The organism is Streptococcus sp. 27098_8_23 (assembly GCF_041432195.1).
Lineage (GTDB): Bacteria > Bacillota > Bacilli > Lactobacillales > Streptococcaceae > Streptococcus.
This window is the reverse complement of record NZ_JAPVZF010000004.1, coordinates 1-24,499: the sequence shown is the minus strand read 5'-3', so window position 1 is coordinate 24,499 and position 24,499 is coordinate 1. Positions and strand designations below refer to the sequence as shown.

Genomic DNA, 24,499 nt, shown 5'->3' with positions numbered 1-24,499 from the left:
ATATTATAACATCTCAATACAATCTATTCAAGTATATTAACTTAAAAATACACGTATTTGCATCATTCTATAACCTAGCCATTCAATTTTTAGCTATTTATATCGGTAAACTAATATAAATAGCTTAATATATATTGCATCTGTAATTAGGTCAATCTTTGATATTATAATAAGAAAGCCAGTCATTTTGACTGGCTTTCTTATTATTCTAATTGAATCTTAGCTCAATGCGTCATCCATTGAAAGAACTTCGTGGAAGACACGTTGTGTCAATTCAGTTTTTTGCTCTGGAGTGAGGTATTTAGTGTTTACACAGTATCCAGAGATACGTACGATAACGTCTTCACCTGACATGATCTTTTCGTAAACATCGTTCAAGTCCATAACGTTCAAGTTAACGTGTTGTCCACCGTTTTCGAAGTAACCATCAAGGATTGTTACCAAGTTATCAACTTGTTCGTCACGAGTCTTACCAAGAGCACGTGGAGAAACTTGAGTTGTCAATGAGATACCGTCAGCTGCGTAACCAAAGTCTAGGCTAGCAAGTGAGTTCAAGTTTTGCAACCAGCCACCTTTAGCTTTGTTAGATGGGTTAGCACCTGGTGAGAAGAACTCAAGTTTAGACAAGTTCACAGAACCATCTTCGTTGAGGTATACACCTTTGTGGACTGGTGAGTTACCAGTTTGTTTAGAGTAAGCAACATTAGATGTGATTGTCAAAAGTGATACTGTAGCTTCTGCGTCTTTGTATAGTTTGTGGCTACGTAGACGAGTTGTGTAAGCTTCGATCAACCATTCTGCCAATTCGTTTGAACGTGGGTCATCTTCACCCCAACGTGGGTATTCACCGATTGTTTCGTAATCGTAGATGTAGCCATTTTCATCACGAATTGGTTTAACAGTAGCGTACTTGATAGCTGACAATGTATCAACAGTGTTAGCAAATCCACAGATACCGAATCCCATGTTAGCACGTTGTTTAGTTGGCAAGAAGGCCATTTGAACAGCTTCGTAGTTGTACTTGTCAGTCATGTAATGGATGATGTTCAAAGCATCTACGTAAGTGTCAGTCAACCAGTCAAGAGATTTTTCAAAGTTGGCTTTAACTGATTCGAATTCAAGAACTTCGTCACGGATAGGATCGATGTCAAATACTTTGTAGTCTTTGTGAACATCGTCGTAACCACCGTTCAAACCAGTAAGAAGGGCTTTAAGAACGTTTACACGAGCACCGAAGTACTGGATATTGTGGCGTTGATCTTCGTTTTCTGGGTCAAGTGGTGACACACAGCATGAGATACAGCTCATTTCTCCGTATCCGTCTTTAGCCATTGTTGTTACACCTTCGTATTGGATAGAAGAGTGTTTGTGGCTCATGTGCATACAGTAGCGACGGAAGTTGTATGGCAATTTGTCAGTCCAAAGAACTGTCAAGTTTGGCTCTGGAGAGTTACCGATGTTGTCAAGAGTGTTCAAGAAACGGTAGTCCATCTTAGTAACACGGTGACGACCATCGTTACCCATACCAGCCATAGAAGTTGTGATGAAGGTTGGGTCACCTGAGTACAATTGGTCATAAGCTTTTGTACGAGCAAATTTAACTGTACGAAGTTTCATAACGAAATCATCAACGAACTCTTGGATTTCTGATTCAGTAAATGTACCACGAGCAAGGTCACGTTCTGCAAAGATATCCAATACGATTGGCACACGTCCTAGAGATGTTGCAGCACCGTTGATAACACGGCAGACAGCCATGAAGGCGATGTTAACCCATTGGATGGCTTCTTTCGTGTTCATCGCTGGTTTGCGGACATCAACTCCGTAAAGGTCACCCAAGCGAACAACTTGTTGCAATGCTTGGTATTGAAGGTTTACTTCTTCACGAAGACGGATTGTTTCTTCATCAATTTCTTTGATCGCATTCCAGTCGTTTACTTTTTCTTGCATCAAGTAGTCTGCACCGTAAAGAGCAAGACGTGCGTAAACACCAATGATACGTCCACGTGAGTAGGCATCTGGAAGACCAGTTACAGTGTGAGCGTGACGAGCGCGACGAATGTTTGAAGTGTAGGCACGGAAAATACCGTCGTTAACTGTTGTTACGTATTTAGTAAAGATTTCGTGAACAGCTGGATCTGGTTCATATCCATTTTCCTTCAAAGTAGTTTCAGCCATACGGATACCACCTTTTGGCATGAAGTTCAATTTGAAGAGTTCATCGTTTTGGATACCGAAGATAACTTCATTTTCTTTGTCGATAAATCCAGCAGGAATATCAGCAATAGATGTTGGACGAGTGTCCATTGGGAAACGAGTTTCTTCGTAGTGTGCTTTTGTTTCTTCTACGATTTTTTTGATGTGAAGTGAACGTTCTGTTGGTCCAGCAAGGAAACTTTCATCTCCATCGTAAGGTGTGTAGTTAGCTTGAACGAAGCGAGAAATACTTGCTTTTTCTTTCCAATCTACGCCTTTGAAGCCTTCCCAAGCTTTATCAAAAATATCTTGTGCTTCAACAACTGTCTTAACAACCATGTTAATGTCCTCTTTTTTCTAGTAACAATCATCTGTTACATTCTTGAGTCAAGTATACCATACAGTAACCGATTTCAACAAGAGAAAATCGGCATTTTAGACGCTTTCTTTTATAATACAGTCTCTTTTTTGTTCTCATCTGTATTATATTTTTGAAAGTAGGGTTGAACTTTCCCATTTTTTCAGAAAAAAGGGTATAATAAATAGAAAATGACACTAGAAAGGGATTGGAATGCTCATATTTCCATTGATAAATGATCTGTCCAGAAAAATCATCCATATTGACATGGATGCCTTTTTTGCTGCGGTGGAAATAAGAGATAATCCCAAGTTAAAGGGCAAACCTGTCATTATCGGAAGCGACCCCAGACAAACAGGTGGGCGTGGTGTCGTTTCTACCTGTAGCTATGAGGCACGAGCTTTTGGTGTTCATTCAGCCATGAGCTCTAAAGAAGCTTATGAGCGCTGTCCCCAAGCTGTCTTTATCTCTGGAAATTATGAAAAGTATAAGGCTGTGGGACTTGAGATTCGTGCTATTTTTAAACGCTACACTGATTTGATTGAACCTATGAGTATCGACGAGGCATACTTAGATGTGACGGAAAATAAACTCGGTATCAAGTCTGCTGTCAAAATAGCCCGCCTCATCCAAGAGGATATCTGGCAGGAACTACACCTGACTGCTTCTGCAGGCGTCTCTTATAACAAATTCTTAGCTAAAATGGCTAGTGACTATCAAAAACCACATGGTTTGACAGTGATTCTCCCAGATCAGGCTCAAGACTTTCTTAAACAAATGGATATTGCTAAATTTCACGGTGTGGGCAAAAAAACAGTAGAAAAGCTTCATGAAATGGGCATTTATACTGGTGCAGACTTATTGGACGTCTCAGAAGTCACTTTAATCGATCGGTTCGGCAGACTCGGTTTTGACCTTTATCGAAAGGCAAGGGGCATTCATAATTCACCGGTCAAGTCCGATCGCATTCGTAAGTCCATTGGCAAGGAGAAAACCTATGGGAAGATTCTGCAAGTAGAAGAAGACATCAAAAAAGAGCTGACTCTTCTCTCAGAAAAGGTAGCTCACAATCTCAGCCAACAAGGCAAAGCTGGAAAAATCATTATCCTAAAAATACGATATGCTGACTTCTCCACTCTGACTAGACGAAAAAGCCTCCCACAAGCAACACAGGACGCTAGTCAGATTTCTCAAACTGCCCTTCAACTCTACGAAGAACTAGCTGAAAAAGAAAAAGGTATCCGTTTACTAGGAATTACGGTGACAGGATTTTAAAAAGCTTGAAGGAAAATTCCCTCAAGCTTTTTTTCTTATACAAACAAACGCACAAAACTATAGAGCAGCAAGACACTACCGAGTACAATACGGTATTTACCAAAGAGTGTAAAGTCGTGCTTCTTCACATAGCTGGTCAAGAAACGAATGGCAACCATGCTGACCGCAAAGGCAACACCCATAGCTACCAAGAGCAAGAACAGTTGTCCAAAACTCAATAGTTGACCTGCTTTAATAAATTTAAAAATCTTTAAGGCACTGGCTCCGAACATAACAGGAATTCCGAGATAGAAGGTAAACTCTGTTACGACTGAGCGGCTTGTTCCATTCAACAAACCACCAACAATCGTCGCACCTGAACGGCTCGTCCCTGGAAAGAGGGCGAGGACTTGGAAGAGTCCAATGTAAAGGGCTGTTTTATAAGGCAACTTGTCTAGCTCTGTTACCGTTGGTTCAATGGCTTGCGCCTTATTTCGTTTTTCAAGGTAGATAAAGGCAACACCATAGATAATCAACATAATCGCAACTGAAACCATGTTATGGAAGTTGGCATCAAACCAATCATCTAGTTTAAAAACCAATAGCAAAGGTAAGGTCGCAACGAAGACTTTTGACCACAATTGCCAAGTTCTACGAACTTCGACCTTAGTTTTACCAGGTTTGAAGGGATTGAGCTTATTAAAGTAAATGACCATAACTGCTAAAATGGCACCAAGCTGGATGACAACATTAAACATGGACATGAAGGCTTCATTCTGGTCCTTGTATTGTACAAATTCTTCAACCAAGATCAAGTGGCCAGTACTTGAAATGGGCAACCATTCTGTAATTCCTTCAACAATCCCAAAAAAGATTGACTTCAAAATTTCAATAAAATACATACATTACTCCTTTTTCTGTCCTCTATTATAACATAATTTCAGATGTTGCGATAGATTTTTTAGAAGGCGCCGATGCTACCACCGCCTCCGCCTCCTGAGAATCCTCCACCTGAACTTCCACTTCCAGAAGATACAGAGTAATTGCTAGCTGTATTTGCGACAGCAGTATATTGCTTGATTTGTGCAGTTGAGGTGTAGAACTGTGAGTGCCAACCATAGGCTACATAAAGATTCAAATCTGGATTTTCAAGCTGAATATGGCGGACTTTTATTAACTTGCTCACCTTCTTGGCATAACCAAAGAGAGTCGCATAGACCAATAGACGGTTCCAAAGGACGATGCTCTCTAGCTCGGCCTGATCCAGATGAGCGATGTCGCGAAGCATATTTTCAAAACTCGTCCAGAGATAGAAGATTTCCGCTCCTTCCTCTGTTAGAACTCCATCTCGATAGGCTCCTCGCGTGGCAAGATAAACCCAGAAACTAGCCCCTAATCCTGTCAATCCTAAGAGTAGAAATGGGATCGAAAAGAAACCATGTGTTTGCCAGCTATAGTAAAAGAATAGCAGTCCACCTAGAGCTGTTATGGCTGAACAGACCCGCATCCCGAGAGCAAGGCGACGTTCCTCACTTTTCAAGGGACGATAGTAGCTTGGGATACGAAGTACATGGACCTTATCCTTGACACAAGACTGAATGCGTTGAAGTCTTCCTTCAAAGGAGCGTTTGAGACGTGAGCCTGTTTCTCGGATATGTTTTTCATCTGACTCTTTGGCACCACGGTAAAGGGAAGATGAAACTTGGTAATCAGGGAAGAGCTCTGAAATAGCCAATTCTTTCTTATTTGACAAAGTCATGCGCAGGCATTCCTTCTCAAAATTGGACAAACCCTTTTCACTGATAATGCGAACATAAGGTTCCTCATCCCCTTGAAAAATAGATAAATGACCTCGATCTACTAAATCCAACAAGGTTGCCTGAATCAAACGTTCAAAAGTAAATTTACCAAACCCTGATTTGTTTAGAGGATTGACTTCCTCTAAGGAAGTTGAATACACTGCTTCTGCTAAAACCATTGGAGGCAAATCCATCGGTGGTTCGTAGAGTCGATGATCTTTTGGAAAGACCTTTTTAATGCTTGTACTCTGACGAAACATCCTATAGAAGATAGGAACTAGAAGTAAGAGACTCATAAAAATGACGGGAAATACCCATTTCATCATTATCTCACTTTGCGCTTTTTCTGTCGCTATATTGCTTTCAATCCGGTTAAAATCCGTTAAACGTTCTTCCTCTAATCCTTGATCTGGAGCTCCTGCAAAAGCACTTCTCGGCCAGTATGCGTGTAATTCGATCTGTCGCTTTCTAGGAAGGTCTTTCATTTTGACATGATAGAGATTATTTGCTTTTTCAACACTAGAGTCCCTTAGGAGTTGGCCTGCATGAAAATAGAGTTTCTCTGCTGGAGTATCAGAGCTAACCTTAAACTCAATCTCTTTGATGTCTCCAGTACTATCGGTCAAGGGTTGCCAATTTAGCTCTGCGATATCCTTATATAAGAAGAGAAGGTTTGTTAGTTTCCAGGTAACCGTTACACGAACAGTATCTCCAGCATATCCAGCATTGTAAATTTTTACCTTGTAGCCGTCCTCTTCCTCCATGGTATAGAAGGAAGCATTTTGAACAATTCTTCCATTTTTAGAAACCTGAACGGTCGGATCGGGATCAATGTCAAATCCTTCTGGCATTTTCCCAGCTTTCCCGAGTCCAACTAACTGACCATTATAATCATCTCCAAAGCGGTAGGTAATTGTTTCCTTAAAAATTGCAGTATTATCTGCATGAATATTCAAATCACCCTGATAGGATAAGATATCAAAGTCTACTGCAAAAACCAGGTTCGGTATAAATAATAAATAAGTAAATACCAAAGCCAACAGCCATCTTTTTTTCATAATCGGTTCCCTTTCAATCTTTTTACCATTATATCATTTTTTATAAGTAAAGGCTTACTTGTATTGAAAATCTCACTATTTTTAGATACAATAGAGAGAGTCATTTTTAGACTAGAAATAGGAGAAAACATGAAAAAATTATGCTTATCTATCCTTGCTAGCTTAGCCCTTACCTTAGGACTAGTTAGCCAAGTCCAAGCCGACGAATATTTACGCATCGGGATGGAGGCAGCTTACGCTCCCTTCAACTGGACCCAAGACGACGATAGTAACGGCGCCGTCAAAATCGACGGTACCAACCAATATGCCAACGGCTACGATGTTCAAATTGCTAAAAAGATTGCCAAAGACCTTGGCAAGGAACCTTTGGTTGTGAAAACCAAATGGGAAGGACTTGTTCCAGCCCTTACTTCTGGCAAAATCGATATGATCATTGCCGGTATGAGCCCAACCGCTGAACGCAAACAAGAAATTGCTTTTTCAAGCAGTTACTATACTAGCGAACCCGTTCTATTGGTAAAAAAGGACTCTGCCTATGCAAATGCCAAATCTTTGGAAGACTTTAGCGGAGCAAAAATCACGTCTCAACAAGGTGTTTATCTTTATGACTTGATTTCCCAAATTCCAGGTTCCAAAAAAGAAACAGCTATGGGCGACTTCGCCCAAATGCGTCAAGCTCTGGAGGCTGGTGTTATTGATGCCTATGTTTCTGAACGACCTGAAGCAATGACCGCTGAGTCTGCTAACGCCAAGTTCAAAATGATCCAACCTCAACCAGGTTTCAAAACTGGCGAAGAAGATACAGCTATTGCCATTGGACTTCGTAAAGATGACAGCCGTATCAGCCAAATCAATGCCAGCATCGAAACCATCTCTAAGGATGAACAAGTAGCCCTCATGGATCGTATGATCAAAGAGCAACCTGTGGAGTCTACAACAACGGAGGAAGAAAGTACTTTCTTTAGCCAAGTTGCTAAGATCCTTTCTGAAAACTGGCAACAACTCTTGCGTGGTGCTGGTATCACACTCTTAATCTCCATTATCGGAACCATCACAGGTCTCCTTATCGGACTTGCGATTGGGGTCTTCCGTACCGCTCCACTATCTGAGAATAAGGCAATGTACGCCCTACAGAAATTAGTCGGTTGGATTCTCAATGTCTATATCGAGATCTTCCGTGGTACACCGATGATTGTTCAATCCATGGTTATCTACTATGGAACTGCCCAAGCTTTTGGTATTAACCTTGACCGCACACTAGCCGCTATCTTCATCGTCTCAATCAACACGGGAGCCTACATGACAGAGATCGTTCGTGGTGGTATTCTAGCAGTTGACAAAGGACAGTTTGAAGCTGCAACTGCTCTTGGTATGACCCACAATCAAACCATGCGTAAGATTGTCCTACCTCAGGTTGTCCGTAATATTCTACCTGCTACTGGTAATGAGTTTGTCATCAATATCAAAGATACCTCTGTATTGAACGTTATTTCAGTTGTTGAGCTTTATTTCTCAGGAAATACTGTAGCAACACAAACCTATCAATACTTCCAGACCTTTACCATCATCGCCGTGATTTACTTTGTCCTCACCTTTACTGTGACCCGTATCCTACGCTTCATCGAACGTCGTATGGACATGGATACTTACACTACAGGTGCTAACCAAATGCAAACGGAGGATTTGAAAAAATGACACAACCAATCCTTGAAATCAAACACCTCAAAAAATCCTATGGGCAAAACGAAGTGCTAAAAGACATTTCTCTCGCCGTCCATAAAGGAGAGGTTATTTCCATCATCGGGAGCTCAGGAAGCGGAAAATCAACCTTCCTTCGTTCGATTAATTTACTAGAAACACCTACAGAGGGAGAGATTCTCTATCGAGGAGAAAATGTCTTAGAAAAAGGCTATAACCTCACCCATTATCGTGAAAAACTCGGTATGGTTTTCCAATCTTTCAATCTCTTTGAAAATCTGAATGTCCTCGAAAATACAATCGTCGCTCAGACGACTGTCCTTAAACGCGACCACTCTGAAGCTGAAAAGATTGCCAAAGAGAATCTCGAAAAAGTTGGTATGGGAGAACGCTACTGGCAAGCCAAGCCTAAACAACTCTCAGGTGGTCAGAAACAACGCGTGGCTATCGCCCGCGCTCTCTCCATGAATCCTGATGCCATTCTCTTCGACGAACCAACATCTGCTCTTGACCCTGAAATGGTTGGAGAAGTCCTCAAAATTATGCAGGATTTGGCTCAAGAAGGCTTGACCATGATCGTCGTAACCCACGAAATGGAATTCGCTCGCGATGTCTCGCACCGTGTCATCTTTATGGATAAGGGTGTCATTGCTGAAGAAGGCAAACCAGAAGAACTCTTCACGAACCCTAAAGAAGAACGAACAAAAGAATTTCTTCAACGTTATCTCAGCTAATAAACAAAGACTGCATAAAGAATGCAGTCTTTTTAGTTTGTAATTGTAAAGAAAAGGCAGACTCGACTCAGGAACCTGCCTGTGACCACAGTTTAATCTTCAAATTTTTCATGATTTTTTTCATAGAAATCGATTAAACCAAGAGCTGTTTCAAATGAAATATTTTTAACTTTTGCGCGTCCTTGTGCTAGAGCAATGATAGACATTTCACGCGCATTCGTTTCTTTAGAGATACGGTAGCCTGTGATTTTCTTATCACGAACCCAGCCAACAACTGCTTCTACTTTTTCAAAGTTCGACTTAGCCATGTTCTTCTCCTAAATTATTCTTTACAATACTTAATTGTATACGTTTTTATTTCGTTTGTCAATAAAAAAACATATATTCGTCGTAACTATATTATTCTGCATATTTTTATTTGGCTTTTAAAGCCGATAATATATGAGTTCTTATGTCCTCAACTCCATTAGGATTTGCTGGTAGGAAGATTGTATTATTACCCTCTTTATCTGCAAAATTATTCAACGTATCTAAATACTGGTTCGTTAATAGGATAGACATGATTTGTTCTTCAGTTAGCTCAACATTGGCTCCCTTTAACTCTTGGATAGAATCAGCTAGTCCGTCAACAATTGCTTTACGCTGCTCTGCAATCCCTACACCATGTAGGCGATCTTTTTCTGCTTCTGCTTCTGCTGCGGTCACGATTTTAATCTTATCTGCTTCAGCAAGCTCTTGCGCCGCAACTCTCTTACGTTGAGCTGCGTTAATTTCATTCATTGATTGTTTTACTTCAGCATCAGGTTCAACCTTAGTAATCAGCGTTTTGACAATGATATACCCATACGTAGACATTTCTTCAGCCACTTGTTTTTGAACTTCTAAGGCGATTTCATCCTTCTTCTCAAACAACTCATCTAAGGTTAACTTAGGTACAGATGAACGTAAAGCATCTTCGATATAGGATTTAATCTGAGCTTCTGGACGCATCAATTTATAATAAGCATCCGTAACGTTGTTTTCATTAACTCGATATTGAGTAGCTACATTCATCGTCACAAATACATTATCCTGCGTTTTAGTTTCTACAACGATCTCACTTTGCAACAATCGTAGTTGGACTCTAGCCGCAATCCTATCAATCCCAAAAGGAGCTCGTAAATGAATACCGCTATTGCTCAACTTTTGGTATTTACCAAAGCGTTCTATGATAGCGACAGATTGTTGTCGAACCACATACACAGAACTAACCATGATCACTGATGCAATCACCACTAAAAACAATAAAACAAGTAAAATTTGTAAAACCATGGGAATCTCCCCCTTTCGTCACCATCATTATAGCACCATCATTAGCATTACGCAAATAATATGATAATAATTTTATTTTAGCTTAAACTAGCATATTATACAAGGTTTCATTCCCATTCAAATTAATATAAGATGGGTCAAACTTTTCCATCCGATGAATCAATCCATTATAATCATTCTTATCCGCAAGAGCAATCCCAATCAAGACTGGTCCTGTCCCCTTGCTTGCTCGTTTGATATATTCAAAACGAGTGATGTCATCATGCGGCCCCAAAATGTCATTTACAAACTCTCGGAGAGCTCCTGGACGTTGTGGGAAATTCACTACAAAGTAATGCTTGATTCCATCGTAAATCAAGGCACGTTCTTCCATCTCTGGCATGCGGTTGATATCGTTATTTCCTCCAGAAATGATACAACAAATCGTCTTGCCTTTGATATAGTCTGATAAAACTTCCAAGGCTGCAACGCTGGCAGCTCCGGCTGGTTCTGCTACAATACCTTGTTTGGAATAAAGATCAATCAAGGTTTCAGAAATCAATCCCTCGTCCACCCCAATCAGCGTTTCAACATTCTTACGAGTCGCTTCATAGGTCAATTGTCCAACCTTTTGTACGGCTATCCCATCAGCGAACTTATCAATTTCTTTGAGCTTAACTGGTCCCCCAGCTTCAAAGGCAGCCTTCATAGAGCGAGCACCATTAGCTTCTACCCCGATCACTTCAATAGTCGGGTTGGTTTCCTTAATATAAGTAGAAACACCGGCAATCAATCCGCCACCACCTACTGGTACAAGTACTGTATCAAAATCAATAGACTCTTTACGGGCTTCTTCAAGAATTTCATAGGCTACAGTCCCTTGACCAGCCTGAACATGCGCATCATCAAAAGGATCGATGAAGGTGCGGTTTTCTGTTAATGTAAATTCTTGTGCTGCCTTAGCAGAAGCATCAAAGGTATCCCCAACCAACTTGATTGTCACGAACTCTCCACCGAAAAAGCGAACCTGCCCAATCTTTTGTTGCGGTGTTGTAATGGGCATAAAAATGGTTGCAGGAATCTTCATCTCATTACAAGTATAGGCGACACCTTGGGCATGATTTCCCGCAGAGGCACAGACTACACCACGCTCGCGTTCATCTTTTGATAGTTGAGAAATGGCATAATAGGCTCCACGAATTTTAAAAGAGCGAACTCGTTGCGCATTCTCCTTTTTGAGATAAATCTTTGCTTGGTATTTTTCTGATAAATAATGATCATATTCTAGTGGTGTATCAACTACTACACCACTCAAAACTTTGTGGGCTTTCACCACATCTTTTGCACTTAGCATTGTCTCCTCCTCAAATACTGTTCAAGATAAAAAACGAGTTAGGTACCCCCAACTCGCCTTCTGTCTCTCTTTACAAGAATTAATTGTAGATTTTGAATGCGTCGTCGTCGTTTTTACCAACGAAAGGCATTGCTTTACGCAATTCTGCACCAACTTTTTCAATTTCAAGGTTAGCTGCTTGTTCACGGTAAGCAGTTAATTTCGGACGACCAGCCTTGTAGTCATTTACAAAGTCATTTGCAAATTTACCATTTTGGATATCTGCTAAAACAGCTTTCATGTTTTCTTTCACTTGCTCAGTAATCACACGTGGACCTGATACATAGTCACCATATTCAGCAGTGTTTGAAATAGATTGACGCATTTTCTTGAATCCACCTTCATAGATCAAGTCAACGATCAACTTCATTTCATGAAGAACTTCAAAGTAAGCCAATTCTGGGGCATAGCCTGCTTCTGTCAAGACTTCAAAACCTGCTTCGATAAGGGCAGTCAAACCACCACAAAGTACAGCTTGTTCACCAAACAAATCTTCTTCAGTTTCTTCTTTGTAAGTTGTTTCAAGCAAACCAACACGAGCTGCCCCAACACCTTTACACCAGTCCATAGCAATGTTTTTAGCATTTCCTGTTGCATCTTGGTAAACTGCGTAAAGAGCTGGCACACCAAATCCTTCTTCGTAAGTACGACGTACCAAGTGTCCTGGTCCTTTAGGAGCACACATGAAGACATCTACATCTGCAGGAACTTTGATAAATTCAAAGTGGATATTGAAACCATGAGCAAATCCAACTGCATTTCCAGCTTCCAAGTTTGGAGCGATTTCTGCTTCGTACAATTCCTGTTGGATTTCGTCTGGTGCCAAGATCATGATAACGTCAGCCAATTTAGTGGCTTCTGCTACTGTGTAAGTGTCAAAACCATCTTCTTTTGCTTTGTCAAAAGATTTACCTGGACGCACACCGATGATGACATCACGACCTGAGTCACGCAAGTTTTGCGCATGCGCATGTCCTTGTGAACCATAACCGATTACGGCGATTTTTTTACCGTCAAGCGCTGCTACTTTAACATCTTTTTCGTATTCCATTTGAACTGCCATAGTTTTTCTCTCTTTTCTATTTTTATTGCCTTATAGGCTGGTTTAACAAATTTATGCTGGATTTTATACTCAATGAAAATCAAAGAGTATTAGTCACGGGTAAATCCAGTTGCACCCGTACGAGCGATATTTTTAATACCGTATGGTCGAATCACTCGCAATAAAGCTTCACTCTTTTCAGCATTTCCAGTCATCTGGATGGTGATTGAGCTTGGAGCCACATCTACTACCGTTGCACGGAAAGGTTGGATAATGGCCAAGATTTCTGCACGCTTCTCAGCAGGAGCAGATACCTTCACCAAGATAACTTCTCTTTCCAAGTGTGGTTTATCTGTGATATCACGAATGCGAATCACATCAATCTGACGATTGAGCTGTTTAATGATTTGCTCTACTTCATCATGAGATGCTACATCAATAATGATGGTGATACGAGATACATTGGGGTTCTCTGTCGCACCAACTGAGATACTCTCAATATTGACTTGACGACGAGAAAGGACACCTGTAAAACGATTCAAAACTCCTGAACGGTTTTGCAATCTAGCTGTTAACATTCTACGCATGGAACTTCACCCCCAACATCTCATGATTGCTCTTACCAGCTGGTACCATCGGTAAGACCTGTTCCTTACGAGAAATATCCACCTCGATAAACATGGGCACATCCTCCAGAATGACTTCTAGATCCTTCTCTATCGTCTCTGGATTATCAAACTTATAGTTTTTAATGCCGTAGGCCTGTGCCATCAACTGGAAGTCAGGAAGGGTATCAAAGACTGACTCTGAAGTTCTACCCTCATAGAAGGATTCCTGCCACTGACGAACCATTCCTAGTGAGTGGTTATTCAACATGACAACCTTAATCGGCACCTTGTAGATGTTTAGGATTGCTAGCTCTTGGTTGGTCATTTGGAAACCACCATCACCGACAAAAAGGATGACTTCTTTTTCTGGATTGGCAATCTTGGCTCCAATAGCTGCAGGAACTCCGAAGCCCATGGTACCCAAACCACCAGAAGTGACTAACTGACGCTCATTTTGGTAAGGATAATACTGAGCTGTCCACATTTGGTGTTGCCCTACGTCTGTGACAACAATGGCATCCCCATTCGTCAACTCACCGATGCGTTCAATAACGGCCTGAGGCTGAACCACACGTTCTTTCTTATCATAAGAACGAACTCGATTCTTGTCCTTGGTGACTTTTTCAATCCACTTTTCAGTATTGTTATGAACAGTTGGTTCTGCCAGTAGCATCTGCAAGGCTTTCTTAGCATCCCCCACTACAGGAATATCTGCACTGATAATCTTACCAATCTCAGCTGGATCAATATCGATATGAGCAACCTTAGCATTTTTAGCAAAGGTCTTAGGATTTCCCGTCAAGCGGTCGTCGAAACGACAACCAATACTAATCATAAAGTCTGCCTCGGTCATGGCAATGTTGGCTGCGAAAGAACCGTGCATGCCTCCCATCCCTAGGAAGAGCGGATGACTCGTTGCAATGGTTCCTTGCCCCAAAAGACTAGTGACTACTGGAATTTGGTAACGTTCAGCAAATTCATTGAGCTCCTTAGAAGCTTCTGCATAGCTGATACCACCACCTGCTAACAAAACCGGTTTCTTGGCTTTTGACAATTGCTTCAAGATTTTCTTGATTTGCATGTCATTTGGATCAAGCGTCGGTTGGTAACTTGGTAAATTCACCTCCGGTGAATAGATGAAATCTGTCTCTAGAGCTGATACATCCTTTGGCAAGTCAATCACAACTGGACCTGGACGACCAGTCGTTGCGATATGCACAGCCTCCGTAATGATACGAGGAATGTCAGCCGTTTCACGTACTTGGTAATTGTACTTGGTAATGGGCATGGTAATACCCACGATGTCTGCTTCCTGAAAGGCATCTTTCCCAATCCCAGCTCTCGCAACCTGACCTGTAAAGACCAAAAGGGGAACGCTATCGCTCATGGCATCTGCAATCCCTGTAATGGCATTTGTTGCTCCCGGCCCACTCGTGACGACGGCAACACCCAACTTTCCAGTTGATTTGGCATAACCTTCAGCTTCGTGCAAACAACCTTGCTCATGACGACCCAAAATGTGACGAATACCTTTGAAATTATAAATCGCATCATATAAAGGCAAGACAGCCCCACCAGGATAACCAAATATGGTATCAATTCCTAAATCATGGAGGGTTTCCAAAACTAGGTCCGATCCCGTCTTAGGAGCGTCTAAACTGATTTTCTCCATTGTTCCCCTTTCTCTTCTCTTAAAAAAATAGCTTGTTACTATCATACCATTTTTTCAAAAATTTTCAAGGCAAAAGAGTCAATTTTCTGAATTTTCTATCTAAAAGTGTATTTATGAATCTTTCCCTCATTTTTATTAACTTTTCTACGGAATTAGGAACCTTTATTTACTTTAATTTATCAAATTAGAATATTTTCTTTCTGGATAAAATTAGTAATTCTATCACTTAGCGACCAAATTTGTATACTATATTCAGCAAAAATGAATAGTTAAAGACAAAAAAGGAAGCCACTAAGTGACTTCCTTCTAGAGTGAGGACTGATTAGTCTTCACCTTTGTTTTTCTTAATGATTTCTTCTTGTACTGACTTAGGTACATCTTCGTAGTGGTCAAATACCATCATGAAGGTACCACGCCCTTGAGATGCAGAACGAAGAACTGTTGCGTAACCGAACATTTCAGCAAGTGGAACGTAAGCACGAACGATTTGGCTATTACCGTGTGCTTCCATACCATCTACACGTCCACGACGAGCAGTTACGTGACCCATAACATCACCAAGGTTTTCTTCTGGAACAGTGATGGTTACAAGCATCATTGGTTCAAGGATAGCTGGTTGTGCTGATTTAGCAGCTTCTTTAAGGGCAAGTGAAGCCGCGATCTTGAAGGCTGTTTCAGATGAGTCGACATCGTGGTATGAACCATCGTAAAGTTTAGCTTTAACGTCAACCATTGGGTAACCTGCAAGAACACCGTTAGCCATAGATTCTACCAAACCTTTTTCAACCGCTGGGATAAATTCACGAGGAACCACACCACCGACGATTGCGTTTTCGAATTCGAATCCTTTTCCTTCTTCGTTTGGACTAAACTCAATCCATACATCACCGAATTGACCTTTACCACCAGACTGACGTTTGAAGAATCCACGTGCTTGAGTAGAAGCGCGGAATGTTTCACGGTAAGATACTTGAGGAGCACCTACGTTCGCTTCAACTTTGAACTCACGACGCATACGGTCAACAAGGACGTCAAGGTGAAGTTCACCCATACCAGAGATAACTGTTTCACCAGTTTCAACGTTTGTTTCAACGCGGAATGTTGGATCTTCTTCAGCCAATTTTTGAAGGGCGATACCCATCTTATCTTGGTCAGCTTTAGATTTTGGCTCAACCATCAATTGGATAACTGGTTCTGGAACGTGGATTGACTCAAGGATGATTTTAGCTTTTTCATCTGTCAATGAATCACCAGTTGTAGTATCTTTCAAACCAATAGCAGCTGCAATATCACCAGCATAAACGGTTTCGATTTCTTGACGACTATTGGCATGCAATTGCACAAGACGTCCGATACGTTCACGTTTACCTTTAGAAGTGTTCATTACGTAAGAACCTGATTGAAGAACACCTGAGTATACACGGAAGAATGTCAAACGACCTACAAATGGGTCTGTTGCAATCTTGAAGGCAAGAGCTGCGAATGGCTCTTCGTCAGATGCTGGACGAGTTTCTTCTTCGTCTGTATCTGGGTTGATACCTTTGATCGCTGGGATATCAAGTGGGCTTGGAAGGTAGTCGATAACCGCATCAAGCATCAATTGAACACCCTTGTTCTTGAAGGCAGATCCACACAATACTGGGAAGAATTCAACGTTGATAGTTGCTTTACGGATAGCAGCTTTCAATTCTTCGTTAGTGATTTCTTCACCTTCAAGGTATTTCATCATCAAGTCTTCATCAGTTTCAGCGACTGCTTCAACCAATTTTTCACGGTATTCTTGAGCTTGGTCAAGGTATTCAGCTGGAATATCTTCTTCAAGGATATCTGTACCAAGGTCATTAGTATAGATTTCAGCTTTCATCTTGATCAAGTCGATGATACCGCGGAAGTCATCTTCAGCACCGATTGGCAATTGGATTGGGTGTGCGTTTGCTTGAAGACGGTCGTGAAGTGTGCTTACTGAGTAAAGGAAGTCAGCACCGATTTTGTCCATTTTGTTGGCAAATACGATACGTGGAACTCCGTACTCAGTTGCTTGACGCCAAACTGTTTCAGTTTGAGGCTCAACACCTGATTGTGAGTCAAGAACAGTAACCGCACCGTCCAATACACGAAGAGAACGTTGTACTTCGATTGTGAAGTCCACGTGTCCTGGTGTGTCGATGATGTTTACGCGGTGGTTGTTCCATTGAGCTGTTGTCGCAGCAGATGTGATTGTGATACCACGTTCTTGCTCTTGCTCCATCCAGTCCATTTGTGACGCACCTTCGTGAGTTTCACCGATTTTGTGGATTTTACCAGTGTAGTAAAGAATACGCTCAGTAGTTGTTGTTTTACCGGCATCGACGTGAGCCATGATACCGATATTACGAGTTTTTTCAAGTGAAAATTCGCGTGCCATGAGGTTTGTTTCTCCTATTTATTTTAATTTCTATTCTATTATAACACGATTTTAATAAAAACGGATAGGCAGGACCTACCCGTTCTCAATGTTTATCTTGTTTTTGTTGGTTTCAACTTGTATATAAGTTGAATTGAAGCTAATACTAATCGTTTTAGCTAATTTGAACCCGAGCGAGGCCCGGTGCAAAAAAGATAAACTGCTTTGTGTTCACGGAACACTGCATCAGTTTCCTATTTTTGCCTTGGGCCTTTACCGCTCTTAGTATCATTTTATTACCAACGGAAGTGTGCGAAGGCACGGTTAGCTTCAGCCATACGGTGAGTGTCTTCACGTTTCTTAACTGCTGCACCAGTGTTGTTCGCAGCATCCAAGATTTCTTTTGCAAGACGGTCTTGCATTGTGTGTTCACCACGAAGGCGAGCAATTGTTACCAACCAACGAAGTCCAAGCGTTGTACGGCGTTCCGGACGAACTTCAACTGGAACTTGGTAGTTAGATCCACCAACACGACGTGCACGTACTTCAAGTACAGGCATGATGTTTTCCATAGCTGTTTCAAATACTTCAAGTGCATCGTTACCAGTAGCTTCTTTGATTTGCTCAAAAGCACCGTAAACGATTGAAGCAGCTGTACCACGTTTACCATCAAGCATAACGCGGTTGATAAGACGAGTAACTAATTGTGAATTGTAAAGCGGATCTGGCAATACGTCACGTTTTGGAGCTCTATTTTTACGACTCATTTCTCTTTATCCCCTTTCCTTATGCTTTTGGACGTTTAGTACCGTATTTAGAACGGCCTTGTTTACGATCGTTAACACCTGCAGTATCAAGTGCACCACGGACGATATGGTAACGTACCCCTGGAAGGTCTTTTACACGTCCACCACGAAGAAGCACCACGCTGTGCTCTTGCAAGTTGTGTCCGATACCTGGGATGTAGGCAGTAACTTCGATAAGGTTGCTCAAACGTACACGAGCGAATTTACGAAGGGCAGAGTTAGGTTTTTTAGGTGTCATTGTTCCCACACGAGTTGCAACACCACGTTTTTGTGGTGAAGAAACGTTTGTTTGAACTTTTTTATGACTGTTGTAACCAACGTTCAAAGCTGGTGATTTAGATTTTTCTACTTTTGATTTACGCGGTTTGCGAACCAATTGGTTAATTGTAGGCATCTACATTCTCCTGTGTTTTTTTATTTTTGGTGATGATACACTTGGTGACAGCTACCATCTGTGTGTACTTTTGCAACATTTGTCAGCACGTCCCTGTACACTTTTGAGAGACCAAAAGTAAAAAGTACCGTCTATTATTGTAACACAATTTTTCCTTCATTGTCAAGATATTTTTCATTTTTATTCTGATCTTTTAACTCTTTGACACTAGCTTTTACCGCTTTTCTAAACCAGAAAAGGAGGCAATTTGCCTCCTCCTTTCTAGTATGGATTTCCTTCGATTCAAGTTATCATTTCGAAATTGTTTAACCCTTCTTATCAAAGCCAACCAGATTCTTTTGCAATGTTGGCTGCCTCTGTTCGATTACCAGCATCTAGTTTCGAAAGAATATTGGTGACATAGTTTCGGACGGTTCCATTTGATAGATAAAGCTGATCCGCGATTTCTTGATTAGACAAACCCTGAGCGATTCCCTTTAAAACAGCGATTTCTTGCTCTGTTAACGGATTGGGGTGCGTCATCACCACTTCCATCAATTCAGGCGAATATTCCTTGCGTCCTTCGAGAACAGTGTGCAAGGTTTGCATGAGGTCTGCGATGCTTCTTTCTTTTAAGACATAAGCATCCACTCCAGCCTTGACCGCACGTTCAAAATATCCGGGGCGCTTGAAGGTCGTCACCACAACCACCTTTGTTTCTGGCTTTTCTGCTCGTAGCCATTCCAAGACTTCGAGGCCTGTCTTAACAGGCATTTCTACGTCAAGAATGGCGATATCCACAGACTCTTTTTCTAAAAGTTGGATTGCTTCTTGGCCATCCTTGGCTTGTAGGACAGAATCTACATCTGCTTGAAAGGTAAGCAACTGGCACATAGCATCTCGCAACATACTTTGATCTTCTGCAACAAGTAATTTCATCTTAGTTTCTCTCCTTATAAGGTAGCCGAACCTGCACTTCAGTCGGCTGTTTCTGACTAATCACTTTTACTTCTCCTGAAAAAGGAAGGACACGGTCTCGAACGGTATGGAGTTCATCCCCTTTTAGAGAAGCAAAGCCACAGCCATCATCTCTCACTGTTAGAATGAGTTCTTTCTCTGTTCGTTCTAATTTCAAGTAAGCTTTGGATGCTTTGGCATGTTTGATGATGTTGGTCACCAATTCAAGCAAAATCATGGAGGCCGTTGATTCTAATTCCTGAGTTAGGCTAGCTGTATCTAGTTGGTGATTGATTTCTGTTTCAATTCCTGCAATTTCCAGCATTTTTTTAACAGTCGTAAATTCAGAAGCAAGGGTTCTGGTTTTAAGATTTTCGATAATTGTACGAACTTCATTCATGGATTCTTTACTGATCTGATGAATTTCTTTTAATTCTTTTTCCACTTGAGGATAGGCCTGCATTTGGAGAAGCTGGAGTGCAAGGTCCGTCTTCACACTCAGCATGGCAAAAGTATGGCCTAGACTGTCATGAAGATCCTGGCCGATACGACTGCGTTCGTTTTCAGCCAAGAAAAGATTGAGCTTGGCATTTTGTTTCATCTTTTCTTCTTTTATGTCCTCCGACAATCGAATTCGATAAAGACCAAAGGTCATTGCATCGGAAAAGATAAAGGTCACCAAGAAAAAGAGTAGCTGCCAGGGACTAACATGATTGACCATATAGATTCCGGTCAGAATAAATGGTTGCAGGACAATAAAACTGACAAAACGCCAAGAGTGAAAAGAAATCTCATCCAGCTCATAAATAAGGAGATTGGATAAATAAAAGATAAACCATGTGAAACCTGAACTTAGCCAAACAGATGTATAAAAAATGTAGACAAGCATGGACCACCATGCTAGCCACTGCACGGTGCGATTCTGACTGATTAAAACCGAATAGAAGGCAAGTACAAATAGTAGGGTCCATAGCAAGGTTAAAAGCGGGTAATCTCCAACGATGACACCCGCTATAGGAAAGATGATAAACACTATTGAAATATGAAACATATAATGAATGTTTTTAAATTTTTCCAACATAGATTTATTTTACCTCAATCCTTTTTTTCAGCTGGATTACCAGTACACCAAAGAAAACTGTATAGCCTAGCACAACCAAGGCAGCAAGAATATTAAATTCATGGTGTTCCAAATAAGTAGAGACGACCTGCATCAGTTGATAGGTTGGAGTCAGCTTTCCAATAGATTGGAGCCATTCTGGGAAGGAATCCAAGGGGAACCACAGTCCACCTAGAACAGCCAAAGCAATATAGGCAATATTTCCAACAACCGTCATCAGTTGAGCACTGGGTAGCAAGCTCACCAAGACCCCCATGCTGATAAAGACCACGCTTCCGATCAGCAAAATAGCGCCAATTACCATCCAGTCAAGCCAAGGCAGGGTCACTCCACGGACAAAATGACCAACTGAAAAGACAACTGTAATTGATAACAAGAAAGTCAGTAGGGTACTGAACAGTTTTGATACATAATATTCTACCATAGATACGGGAGAATGTTGAATCAATTTTTGCCAGTTGTTTGTCTTATCAGACTCGAGTGTGCTAGGGATACTGAAAAAGGCGCTTGACATGATACTAAAGAGCGTCATGGCAAAAAGATAGGCTTGAAGAACAATTTCTGGAACATCTGACCCTGACATCATACCAGAAAAGATAAGGTAAAACACACTTGGAAGTCCGATGGATAGCAAGTAGTAGACGGCTTGCCGTTTCATCAGAATGATTTCCACTTTCATGAGACTTGTCATATTTTTCATCGTCAATCTCCTTTAGTCTTGAGTCGTTTCGAAGATACTGTCTAAGAGAGTTCGATTGCGAACTTCAATTTCTTCAATCGTGCAGCCCTGTTCTTGTAAGGTTTTCCATACTTGACTGGCTTCTTTGGTTGTGAAGGAAAGAGCATTTTGCTTGATTTCAAGCCCTTGAATCTGGTCCAAAGTGCTGATAACTTCCTGATAAGTTAGTGGTACCGTAAAATGTTTTTCTTGTTCTTCACCACGCATGGCATAAGGTGTCGTATCCCGGATCAATTCACCCTTGTGGAGGACCAAAATGCGGTCAGCCGTATGTTCTACCTCTTCGATATAGTGAGAAGAGTAGACAATGGTGACACCATTTTTCTTTAACTGATTGACAATTTCCCAAAAATGCTGACGTGTCGAGGTATCCATGGCAGCAGTTGGTTCGTCCAAAAATAGAATTTTCGGACGACCTATTAGTGCCAACACGAAAGAGAACAAACGTTTTTGCCCACCAGACAACTTGCCCGCTAGCTGATTTTTCTGTTTGTCCGAAAATCTCAGCAAGTCATCAATTTCTTGATTGGAGAGACTGTTTGGATAGATTGATTGAAAGAAGGATAAGAGTTCTTTCACTTTCAAGTCTTGAACCACCGTATTTTCTTGAGGTAAGATAGAAATAAGCTGCTTTAATCGAGGATTTGTTGGTGCAAAGCCTTGAATAGCTATCTGACCTGAGCTCACGAACTTGTCGCCCAAGAGGCAATCAATCAAGGTCGTCTTACCTGCTCCATTAGGTCCGATCAAGGCGACACATTCACCATCGTTGATTTCAAAGGAGATGTTCCGCAAGATCTCCTTGTCTTTTATTTTCTTACTCAATTTCTCAACTTTAATCACAGTCATGAGATTCTCCTTTCAACCACTTCATTCCCATAGGGAAAACGACGAAAATCATAAACCCAAAACCCCAAGCACCACGAATAAATTGGCGAAGCACGGTTTGGTCAAACCAACCAGTAAACATTTCCACTAACCATACCAAGAGTGATAGGCTGATAAAGAAATAGATGATTGCTTTTTTCATTCCTCAAACTCCTTTTTCACATCTCTGACCAATTTCAAACCTTCTCTGACAAGCCAAGACATCATTCCAAAGCCAGCAAAGAGCTCCCAAGGAAAATGGTAGAAACCCTCGTCCAATCCTGAAAACATGAGATAGGTCATAACTCCTGCTGCTACTAAACTCACTGCGACAATCATTTTATTTTTCATTTCTTCTTCCTCCATTTCATACTTCAATTATAGTCCTTTGAAGTTAACTGAGCTAGATGCTTCTGTCACTAGGAAATATGACAAATGTCATAAAAAAAGAACCAATTTCTCGGTTCTTAAAAATGATTAGTCTGATTCATCGTTTCGTTTCTTTTTACCTAGCAATCCAAGTGTCATAGCACCTGCTAGGGCTGTCAGAATTCCTAGATTTTTCAAACCATCTTCTTGACTTCCTGTATTTGGAAGTTGATTTTTTTCTACAGAGATGTTTTGAGTCAATTGATCTGGTTTCGAATCAGATACTGAAAGTTCTTTTTTATCAGACGGCTTCACTTGCTCTGGAAGTTCTACTACTGTTGGAGTATAGAATCCTGAAATGATATTTCCATTACGGTCTTTACGGATCACTTTCACACCTTTGGCTTGTCCTACAAAGTCTGCCTCTGGAGTGAAGGTGACGGTGCCATCTGGTGAGATTACATAAGTTCCTTGACCTGGAACGACTTTTTCAGTTGTTCCATCTTCAAAGGTTGGCGGAACTGTCAGATCGACATCACCTGTAAAGTTTGGTTTACCAGTCTGAGTTTGACCTTTAAGACCTTCTGATGTCGCATCACTCACTTGTGTTTGTCCAAGGACAGTTGGTGTGTAGTGAGCAGTAACTACATTTCCATACATATCCAGACGTTTCACAACCAATCCTTTAGCTGTACCAACAAAGTCTGGTTCTGGAGTAAAGGTAATCTTACCATCTTTATCAATTGTATAGCTTCCTTCACCCGGAACAATCATAGTCGTGCTACCATCCTCAAATGTTGGTGGTACAGTCGAATCGATATTTCCTTCAAACACTGGTGTTGCCACTTGTGGTTGGCCTTTTGCTCCTGTAGAAGCCGTGTCATGACCAGTAGATGGATCTACAACTGTTGGACGATAGCTTGCAGTAACTGGAGTACCGTTCTTATCCTTACGGACAATCGTTACGCCTGTTCCTTTTCCTACAAAGTCTGCCTCTGGAGTGAAGGTAACGGTGCCATCTGGTGAGATTGCATAAGTTCCTTCACCTGGAATCACTTTTTCAGTTGATCCATCTTCAAAGGTTGGCTCGACTGTTTCATCGATTGGAACAAGCGGATTACCACCTTCAAATGTTGGTGTACCCGTTTGAACAAGCCCCTTAATGTTCACTGAAGAAGTATCTTTACCAGTTGGTGTTACCTTAGTGAGCTCTGGACTGTAGGTCGCAGTCACTGGAGTGCCATTCTTATCCACACGTTTGACTGTGACTGGAGCTGGGTTTCCGACAAACTGTTTGTCTGGAGTGAAGGTCACTGTGCCGTCTGGGGCAATCGTGTAAGTTCCTTGACCTGGAATAAACTTCTCTTTGCTGCCATCTTCAAAAGTTGGCTCAACTGTTTCATCGATTGGAACCAGTGGGTCACCACCTTGGAAGGTTGGGGTGCCTGTTTGTGGAACACCCTGAGGACCTGTGCTGGTTGCGCCAGTGCCAGTTGGTGTTACTTTCGTAAACTCTGGACTGTAAGTCGCAGTGACCGGAGTGCCATTCTTATCTACACGTTTGACTGTGACTGGTTCTGGGTTTCCGACAAACTGTTTGTCTGGAGTGAAAGTTACCGTTCCGTCTGGGGCAATCGTGTAAGTTCCTTGACCTGGAATAGACTTCTCTTTGCTTCCATCTGCGAAGGTTGGCTCGACCGTTTCATCGATTGGAACCAGTGGATCACCACCTTGGAAGGTCGGGGTTCCTGTTTGTGGAACACCCTGAGGACCTGTGCTGGTT

Annotated in this window: 21 protein-coding genes and 1 pseudogene; 3 read left to right on the top strand and 19 right to left on the bottom strand. The window is 41.5% G+C overall.

Translation table 11 applies throughout. From position 1 onward, the window contains the following. Window positions 1-219: 219 nt before the first annotated feature. The gene (gene pflB, locus O3652_RS06835) at window positions 220-2,535 is read right to left on the bottom strand and encodes a formate C-acetyltransferase (protein ID WP_000260621.1); all 2,316 of its coding nucleotides are present in this window, start codon (window positions 2,533-2,535) and stop codon (window positions 220-222) included. Window positions 2,536-2,767: 232 nt separating this feature from the next. Here pflB and dinB point away from each other — a divergent pair, with 232 nt between their 5' ends. Continuing rightward, window positions 2,768-3,829 carry a DNA polymerase IV gene (gene dinB / locus O3652_RS06830; protein WP_125413578.1) on the top strand — a complete coding sequence of 354 codons (1,062 nt, stop codon included), beginning with the start codon at window positions 2,768-2,770 and terminating at the stop codon, window positions 3,827-3,829. Window positions 3,830-3,864: 35 nt separating this feature from the next. Here the strand turns inward: dinB and O3652_RS06825 are convergent, their stop codons facing one another. Continuing rightward, window positions 3,865-4,710, bottom strand: a complete 846-nt coding sequence (locus tag O3652_RS06825; RefSeq protein WP_000273567.1) for an undecaprenyl-diphosphate phosphatase — start codon at window positions 4,708-4,710, stop codon at window positions 3,865-3,867. 59 nt (window positions 4,711-4,769) lie between these two features. After that, the gene (locus O3652_RS06820) at window positions 4,770-6,665 is read right to left on the bottom strand and encodes a DUF2207 domain-containing protein (RefSeq protein ID WP_371590192.1); all 1,896 of its coding nucleotides are present in this window, start codon (window positions 6,663-6,665) and stop codon (window positions 4,770-4,772) included. 129 nt (window positions 6,666-6,794) lie between these two features. Here O3652_RS06820 and O3652_RS06815 point away from each other — a divergent pair, with 129 nt between their 5' ends. Both O3652_RS06815 and O3652_RS06810 read left to right on the top strand, forming a co-directional pair. Next, window positions 6,795-8,360 (top strand): ABC transporter substrate-binding protein/permease, encoded by a 1,566-nt coding sequence (locus O3652_RS06815; RefSeq protein ID WP_308697388.1) that lies wholly within the window; start codon window positions 6,795-6,797, stop codon window positions 8,358-8,360. Further along, window positions 8,357-9,097, top strand: coding sequence for an amino acid ABC transporter ATP-binding protein (locus O3652_RS06810; protein WP_000193349.1), 741 nt, complete (start codon window positions 8,357-8,359; stop codon window positions 9,095-9,097). Before O3652_RS06815 ends, O3652_RS06810 begins: the two co-directional genes overlap by 4 nt. A gap of 92 nt (window positions 9,098-9,189) precedes the next feature. Here O3652_RS06810 and O3652_RS06805 read toward each other — a convergent pair whose 3' ends face one another. The 16 genes and pseudogenes from O3652_RS06805 to O3652_RS06730 form a co-directional block, all read right to left on the bottom strand. Further along, window positions 9,190-9,405 carry a hypothetical protein gene (locus O3652_RS06805; protein ID WP_001130031.1) on the bottom strand — a complete coding sequence of 72 codons (216 nt, stop codon included), beginning with the start codon at window positions 9,403-9,405 and terminating at the stop codon, window positions 9,190-9,192. 106 nt (window positions 9,406-9,511) lie between these two features. Then, window positions 9,512-10,408: an SPFH domain-containing protein gene (locus O3652_RS06800; protein ID WP_000244062.1), complete on the bottom strand. Its 897-nt coding sequence runs from the start codon at window positions 10,406-10,408 to the stop codon at window positions 9,512-9,514. 82 nt (window positions 10,409-10,490) lie between these two features. Then, window positions 10,491-11,741 carry a threonine ammonia-lyase IlvA gene (gene ilvA / locus O3652_RS06795; protein WP_000947299.1) on the bottom strand — a complete coding sequence of 417 codons (1,251 nt, stop codon included), beginning with the start codon at window positions 11,739-11,741 and terminating at the stop codon, window positions 10,491-10,493. A gap of 79 nt (window positions 11,742-11,820) precedes the next feature. Then, window positions 11,821-12,843 (bottom strand): ketol-acid reductoisomerase, encoded by a 1,023-nt coding sequence (gene ilvC, locus O3652_RS06790; RefSeq protein WP_000290683.1) that lies wholly within the window; start codon window positions 12,841-12,843, stop codon window positions 11,821-11,823. 89 nt (window positions 12,844-12,932) lie between these two features. Continuing rightward, window positions 12,933-13,409 (bottom strand): acetolactate synthase small subunit, encoded by a 477-nt coding sequence (ilvN, locus tag O3652_RS06785; RefSeq protein ID WP_001253813.1) that lies wholly within the window; start codon window positions 13,407-13,409, stop codon window positions 12,933-12,935. Beyond that, window positions 13,402-15,102 (bottom strand): acetolactate synthase large subunit, encoded by a 1,701-nt coding sequence (locus tag O3652_RS06780; protein WP_371590191.1) that lies wholly within the window; start codon window positions 15,100-15,102, stop codon window positions 13,402-13,404. Before O3652_RS06780 ends, ilvN begins: the two co-directional genes overlap by 8 nt. Window positions 15,103-15,424: 322 nt before the next feature. Next, a complete protein-coding gene (gene fusA / locus O3652_RS06775; RefSeq protein WP_000090336.1) occupies window positions 15,425-17,506 on the bottom strand; it encodes an elongation factor G in 2,082 nt (693 codons plus the stop codon). 275 nt (window positions 17,507-17,781) lie between these two features. Continuing rightward, entirely contained in the window at window positions 17,782-18,252 is a 471-nt protein-coding gene (gene rpsG / locus O3652_RS06770) for a 30S ribosomal protein S7 (protein WP_000087873.1), read from the bottom strand. Between the two features lie 19 nt (window positions 18,253-18,271). Then, window positions 18,272-18,685: a 30S ribosomal protein S12 gene (gene rpsL, locus O3652_RS06765; protein WP_001142332.1), complete on the bottom strand. Its 414-nt coding sequence runs from the start codon at window positions 18,683-18,685 to the stop codon at window positions 18,272-18,274. Window positions 18,686-19,003: 318 nt separating this feature from the next. Then, window positions 19,004-19,603 carry a response regulator transcription factor gene (locus tag O3652_RS06760; RefSeq protein WP_125423789.1) on the bottom strand — a complete coding sequence of 200 codons (600 nt, stop codon included), beginning with the start codon at window positions 19,601-19,603 and terminating at the stop codon, window positions 19,004-19,006. 1 nt (window position 19,604) lies between these two features. Beyond that, window positions 19,605-20,702, bottom strand: coding sequence for a sensor histidine kinase (locus tag O3652_RS06755; protein WP_125423792.1), 1,098 nt, complete (start codon window positions 20,700-20,702; stop codon window positions 19,605-19,607). A gap of 4 nt (window positions 20,703-20,706) precedes the next feature. Then, entirely contained in the window at window positions 20,707-21,441 is a 735-nt protein-coding gene (locus O3652_RS06750; protein WP_371590190.1) for an ABC transporter permease, read from the bottom strand. 12 nt (window positions 21,442-21,453) lie between these two features. After that, on the bottom strand, window positions 21,454-22,329 hold the full coding sequence (locus tag O3652_RS06745) for an ABC transporter ATP-binding protein (RefSeq protein ID WP_371590189.1): 876 nt from the start codon (window positions 22,327-22,329) through the stop codon (window positions 21,454-21,456). Beyond that, window positions 22,316-22,510, bottom strand: a complete 195-nt coding sequence (locus O3652_RS06740) for a hypothetical protein (RefSeq protein WP_000709170.1) — start codon at window positions 22,508-22,510, stop codon at window positions 22,316-22,318. Before O3652_RS06740 ends, O3652_RS06745 begins: the two co-directional genes overlap by 14 nt. After that, window positions 22,507-22,713, bottom strand: a complete 207-nt coding sequence (locus tag O3652_RS06735) for a hypothetical protein (RefSeq protein WP_000390701.1) — start codon at window positions 22,711-22,713, stop codon at window positions 22,507-22,509. The genes O3652_RS06740 and O3652_RS06735 overlap by 4 nt, the downstream gene beginning before the upstream one ends. 111 nt (window positions 22,714-22,824) lie before the next feature. Further along, window positions 22,825-24,499: pseudogene (locus O3652_RS06730) on the bottom strand (hypothetical protein); the annotation flags it as partial.

Excerpts from the sequence above, each read along its gene's own strand:
- ilvC (WP_000290683.1), bottom strand. The coding sequence starts at position 12,843 with ATGGCAGTTCAAATGGAATACGAAAAAGATGTTAAAGTAGCAGCGCTT.
- dinB (WP_125413578.1), top strand. The coding sequence starts at position 2,768 with ATGCTCATATTTCCATTGATAAATGATCTGTCCAGAAAAATCATCCAT.
- fusA (WP_000090336.1), bottom strand. The coding sequence starts at position 17,506 with ATGGCACGCGAATTTTCACTTGAAAAAACTCGTAATATCGGTATCATG.
- O3652_RS06760 (WP_125423789.1), bottom strand. The coding sequence starts at position 19,603 with ATGAAATTACTTGTTGCAGAAGATCAAAGTATGTTGCGAGATGCTATG.
- rpsG (WP_000087873.1), bottom strand. The coding sequence starts at position 18,252 with ATGAGTCGTAAAAATAGAGCTCCAAAACGTGACGTATTGCCAGATCCG.
- rpsL (WP_001142332.1), bottom strand. The coding sequence starts at position 18,685 with ATGCCTACAATTAACCAATTGGTTCGCAAACCGCGTAAATCAAAAGTA.
- O3652_RS06825 (WP_000273567.1), bottom strand. The coding sequence starts at position 4,710 with ATGTATTTTATTGAAATTTTGAAGTCAATCTTTTTTGGGATTGTTGAA.
- O3652_RS06815 (WP_308697388.1), top strand. The coding sequence starts at position 6,795 with ATGAAAAAATTATGCTTATCTATCCTTGCTAGCTTAGCCCTTACCTTA.
- ilvN (WP_001253813.1), bottom strand. The coding sequence starts at position 13,409 with ATGCGTAGAATGTTAACAGCTAGATTGCAAAACCGTTCAGGAGTTTTG.
- O3652_RS06820 (WP_371590192.1), bottom strand. The coding sequence starts at position 6,665 with ATGAAAAAAAGATGGCTGTTGGCTTTGGTATTTACTTATTTATTATTT.
- ilvA (WP_000947299.1), bottom strand. The coding sequence starts at position 11,741 with ATGCTAAGTGCAAAAGATGTGGTGAAAGCCCACAAAGTTTTGAGTGGT.
- O3652_RS06805 (WP_001130031.1), bottom strand. The coding sequence starts at position 9,405 with ATGGCTAAGTCGAACTTTGAAAAAGTAGAAGCAGTTGTTGGCTGGGTT.
- pflB (WP_000260621.1), bottom strand. The coding sequence starts at position 2,535 with ATGGTTGTTAAGACAGTTGTTGAAGCACAAGATATTTTTGATAAAGCT.
- O3652_RS06745 (WP_371590189.1), bottom strand. The coding sequence starts at position 22,329 with ATGACTGTGATTAAAGTTGAGAAATTGAGTAAGAAAATAAAAGACAAG.
- O3652_RS06800 (WP_000244062.1), bottom strand. The coding sequence starts at position 10,408 with ATGGTTTTACAAATTTTACTTGTTTTATTGTTTTTAGTGGTGATTGCA.
- O3652_RS06735 (WP_000390701.1), bottom strand. The coding sequence starts at position 22,713 with ATGGAGGAAGAAGAAATGAAAAATAAAATGATTGTCGCAGTGAGTTTA.
- O3652_RS06740 (WP_000709170.1), bottom strand. The coding sequence starts at position 22,510 with ATGAAAAAAGCAATCATCTATTTCTTTATCAGCCTATCACTCTTGGTA.
- O3652_RS06780 (WP_371590191.1), bottom strand. The coding sequence starts at position 15,102 with ATGGAGAAAATCAGTTTAGACGCTCCTAAGACGGGATCGGACCTAGTT.
- O3652_RS06750 (WP_371590190.1), bottom strand. The coding sequence starts at position 21,441 with ATGAAAAATATGACAAGTCTCATGAAAGTGGAAATCATTCTGATGAAA.
- O3652_RS06810 (WP_000193349.1), top strand. The coding sequence starts at position 8,357 with ATGACACAACCAATCCTTGAAATCAAACACCTCAAAAAATCCTATGGG.
- O3652_RS06755 (WP_125423792.1), bottom strand. The coding sequence starts at position 20,702 with ATGTTGGAAAAATTTAAAAACATTCATTATATGTTTCATATTTCAATA.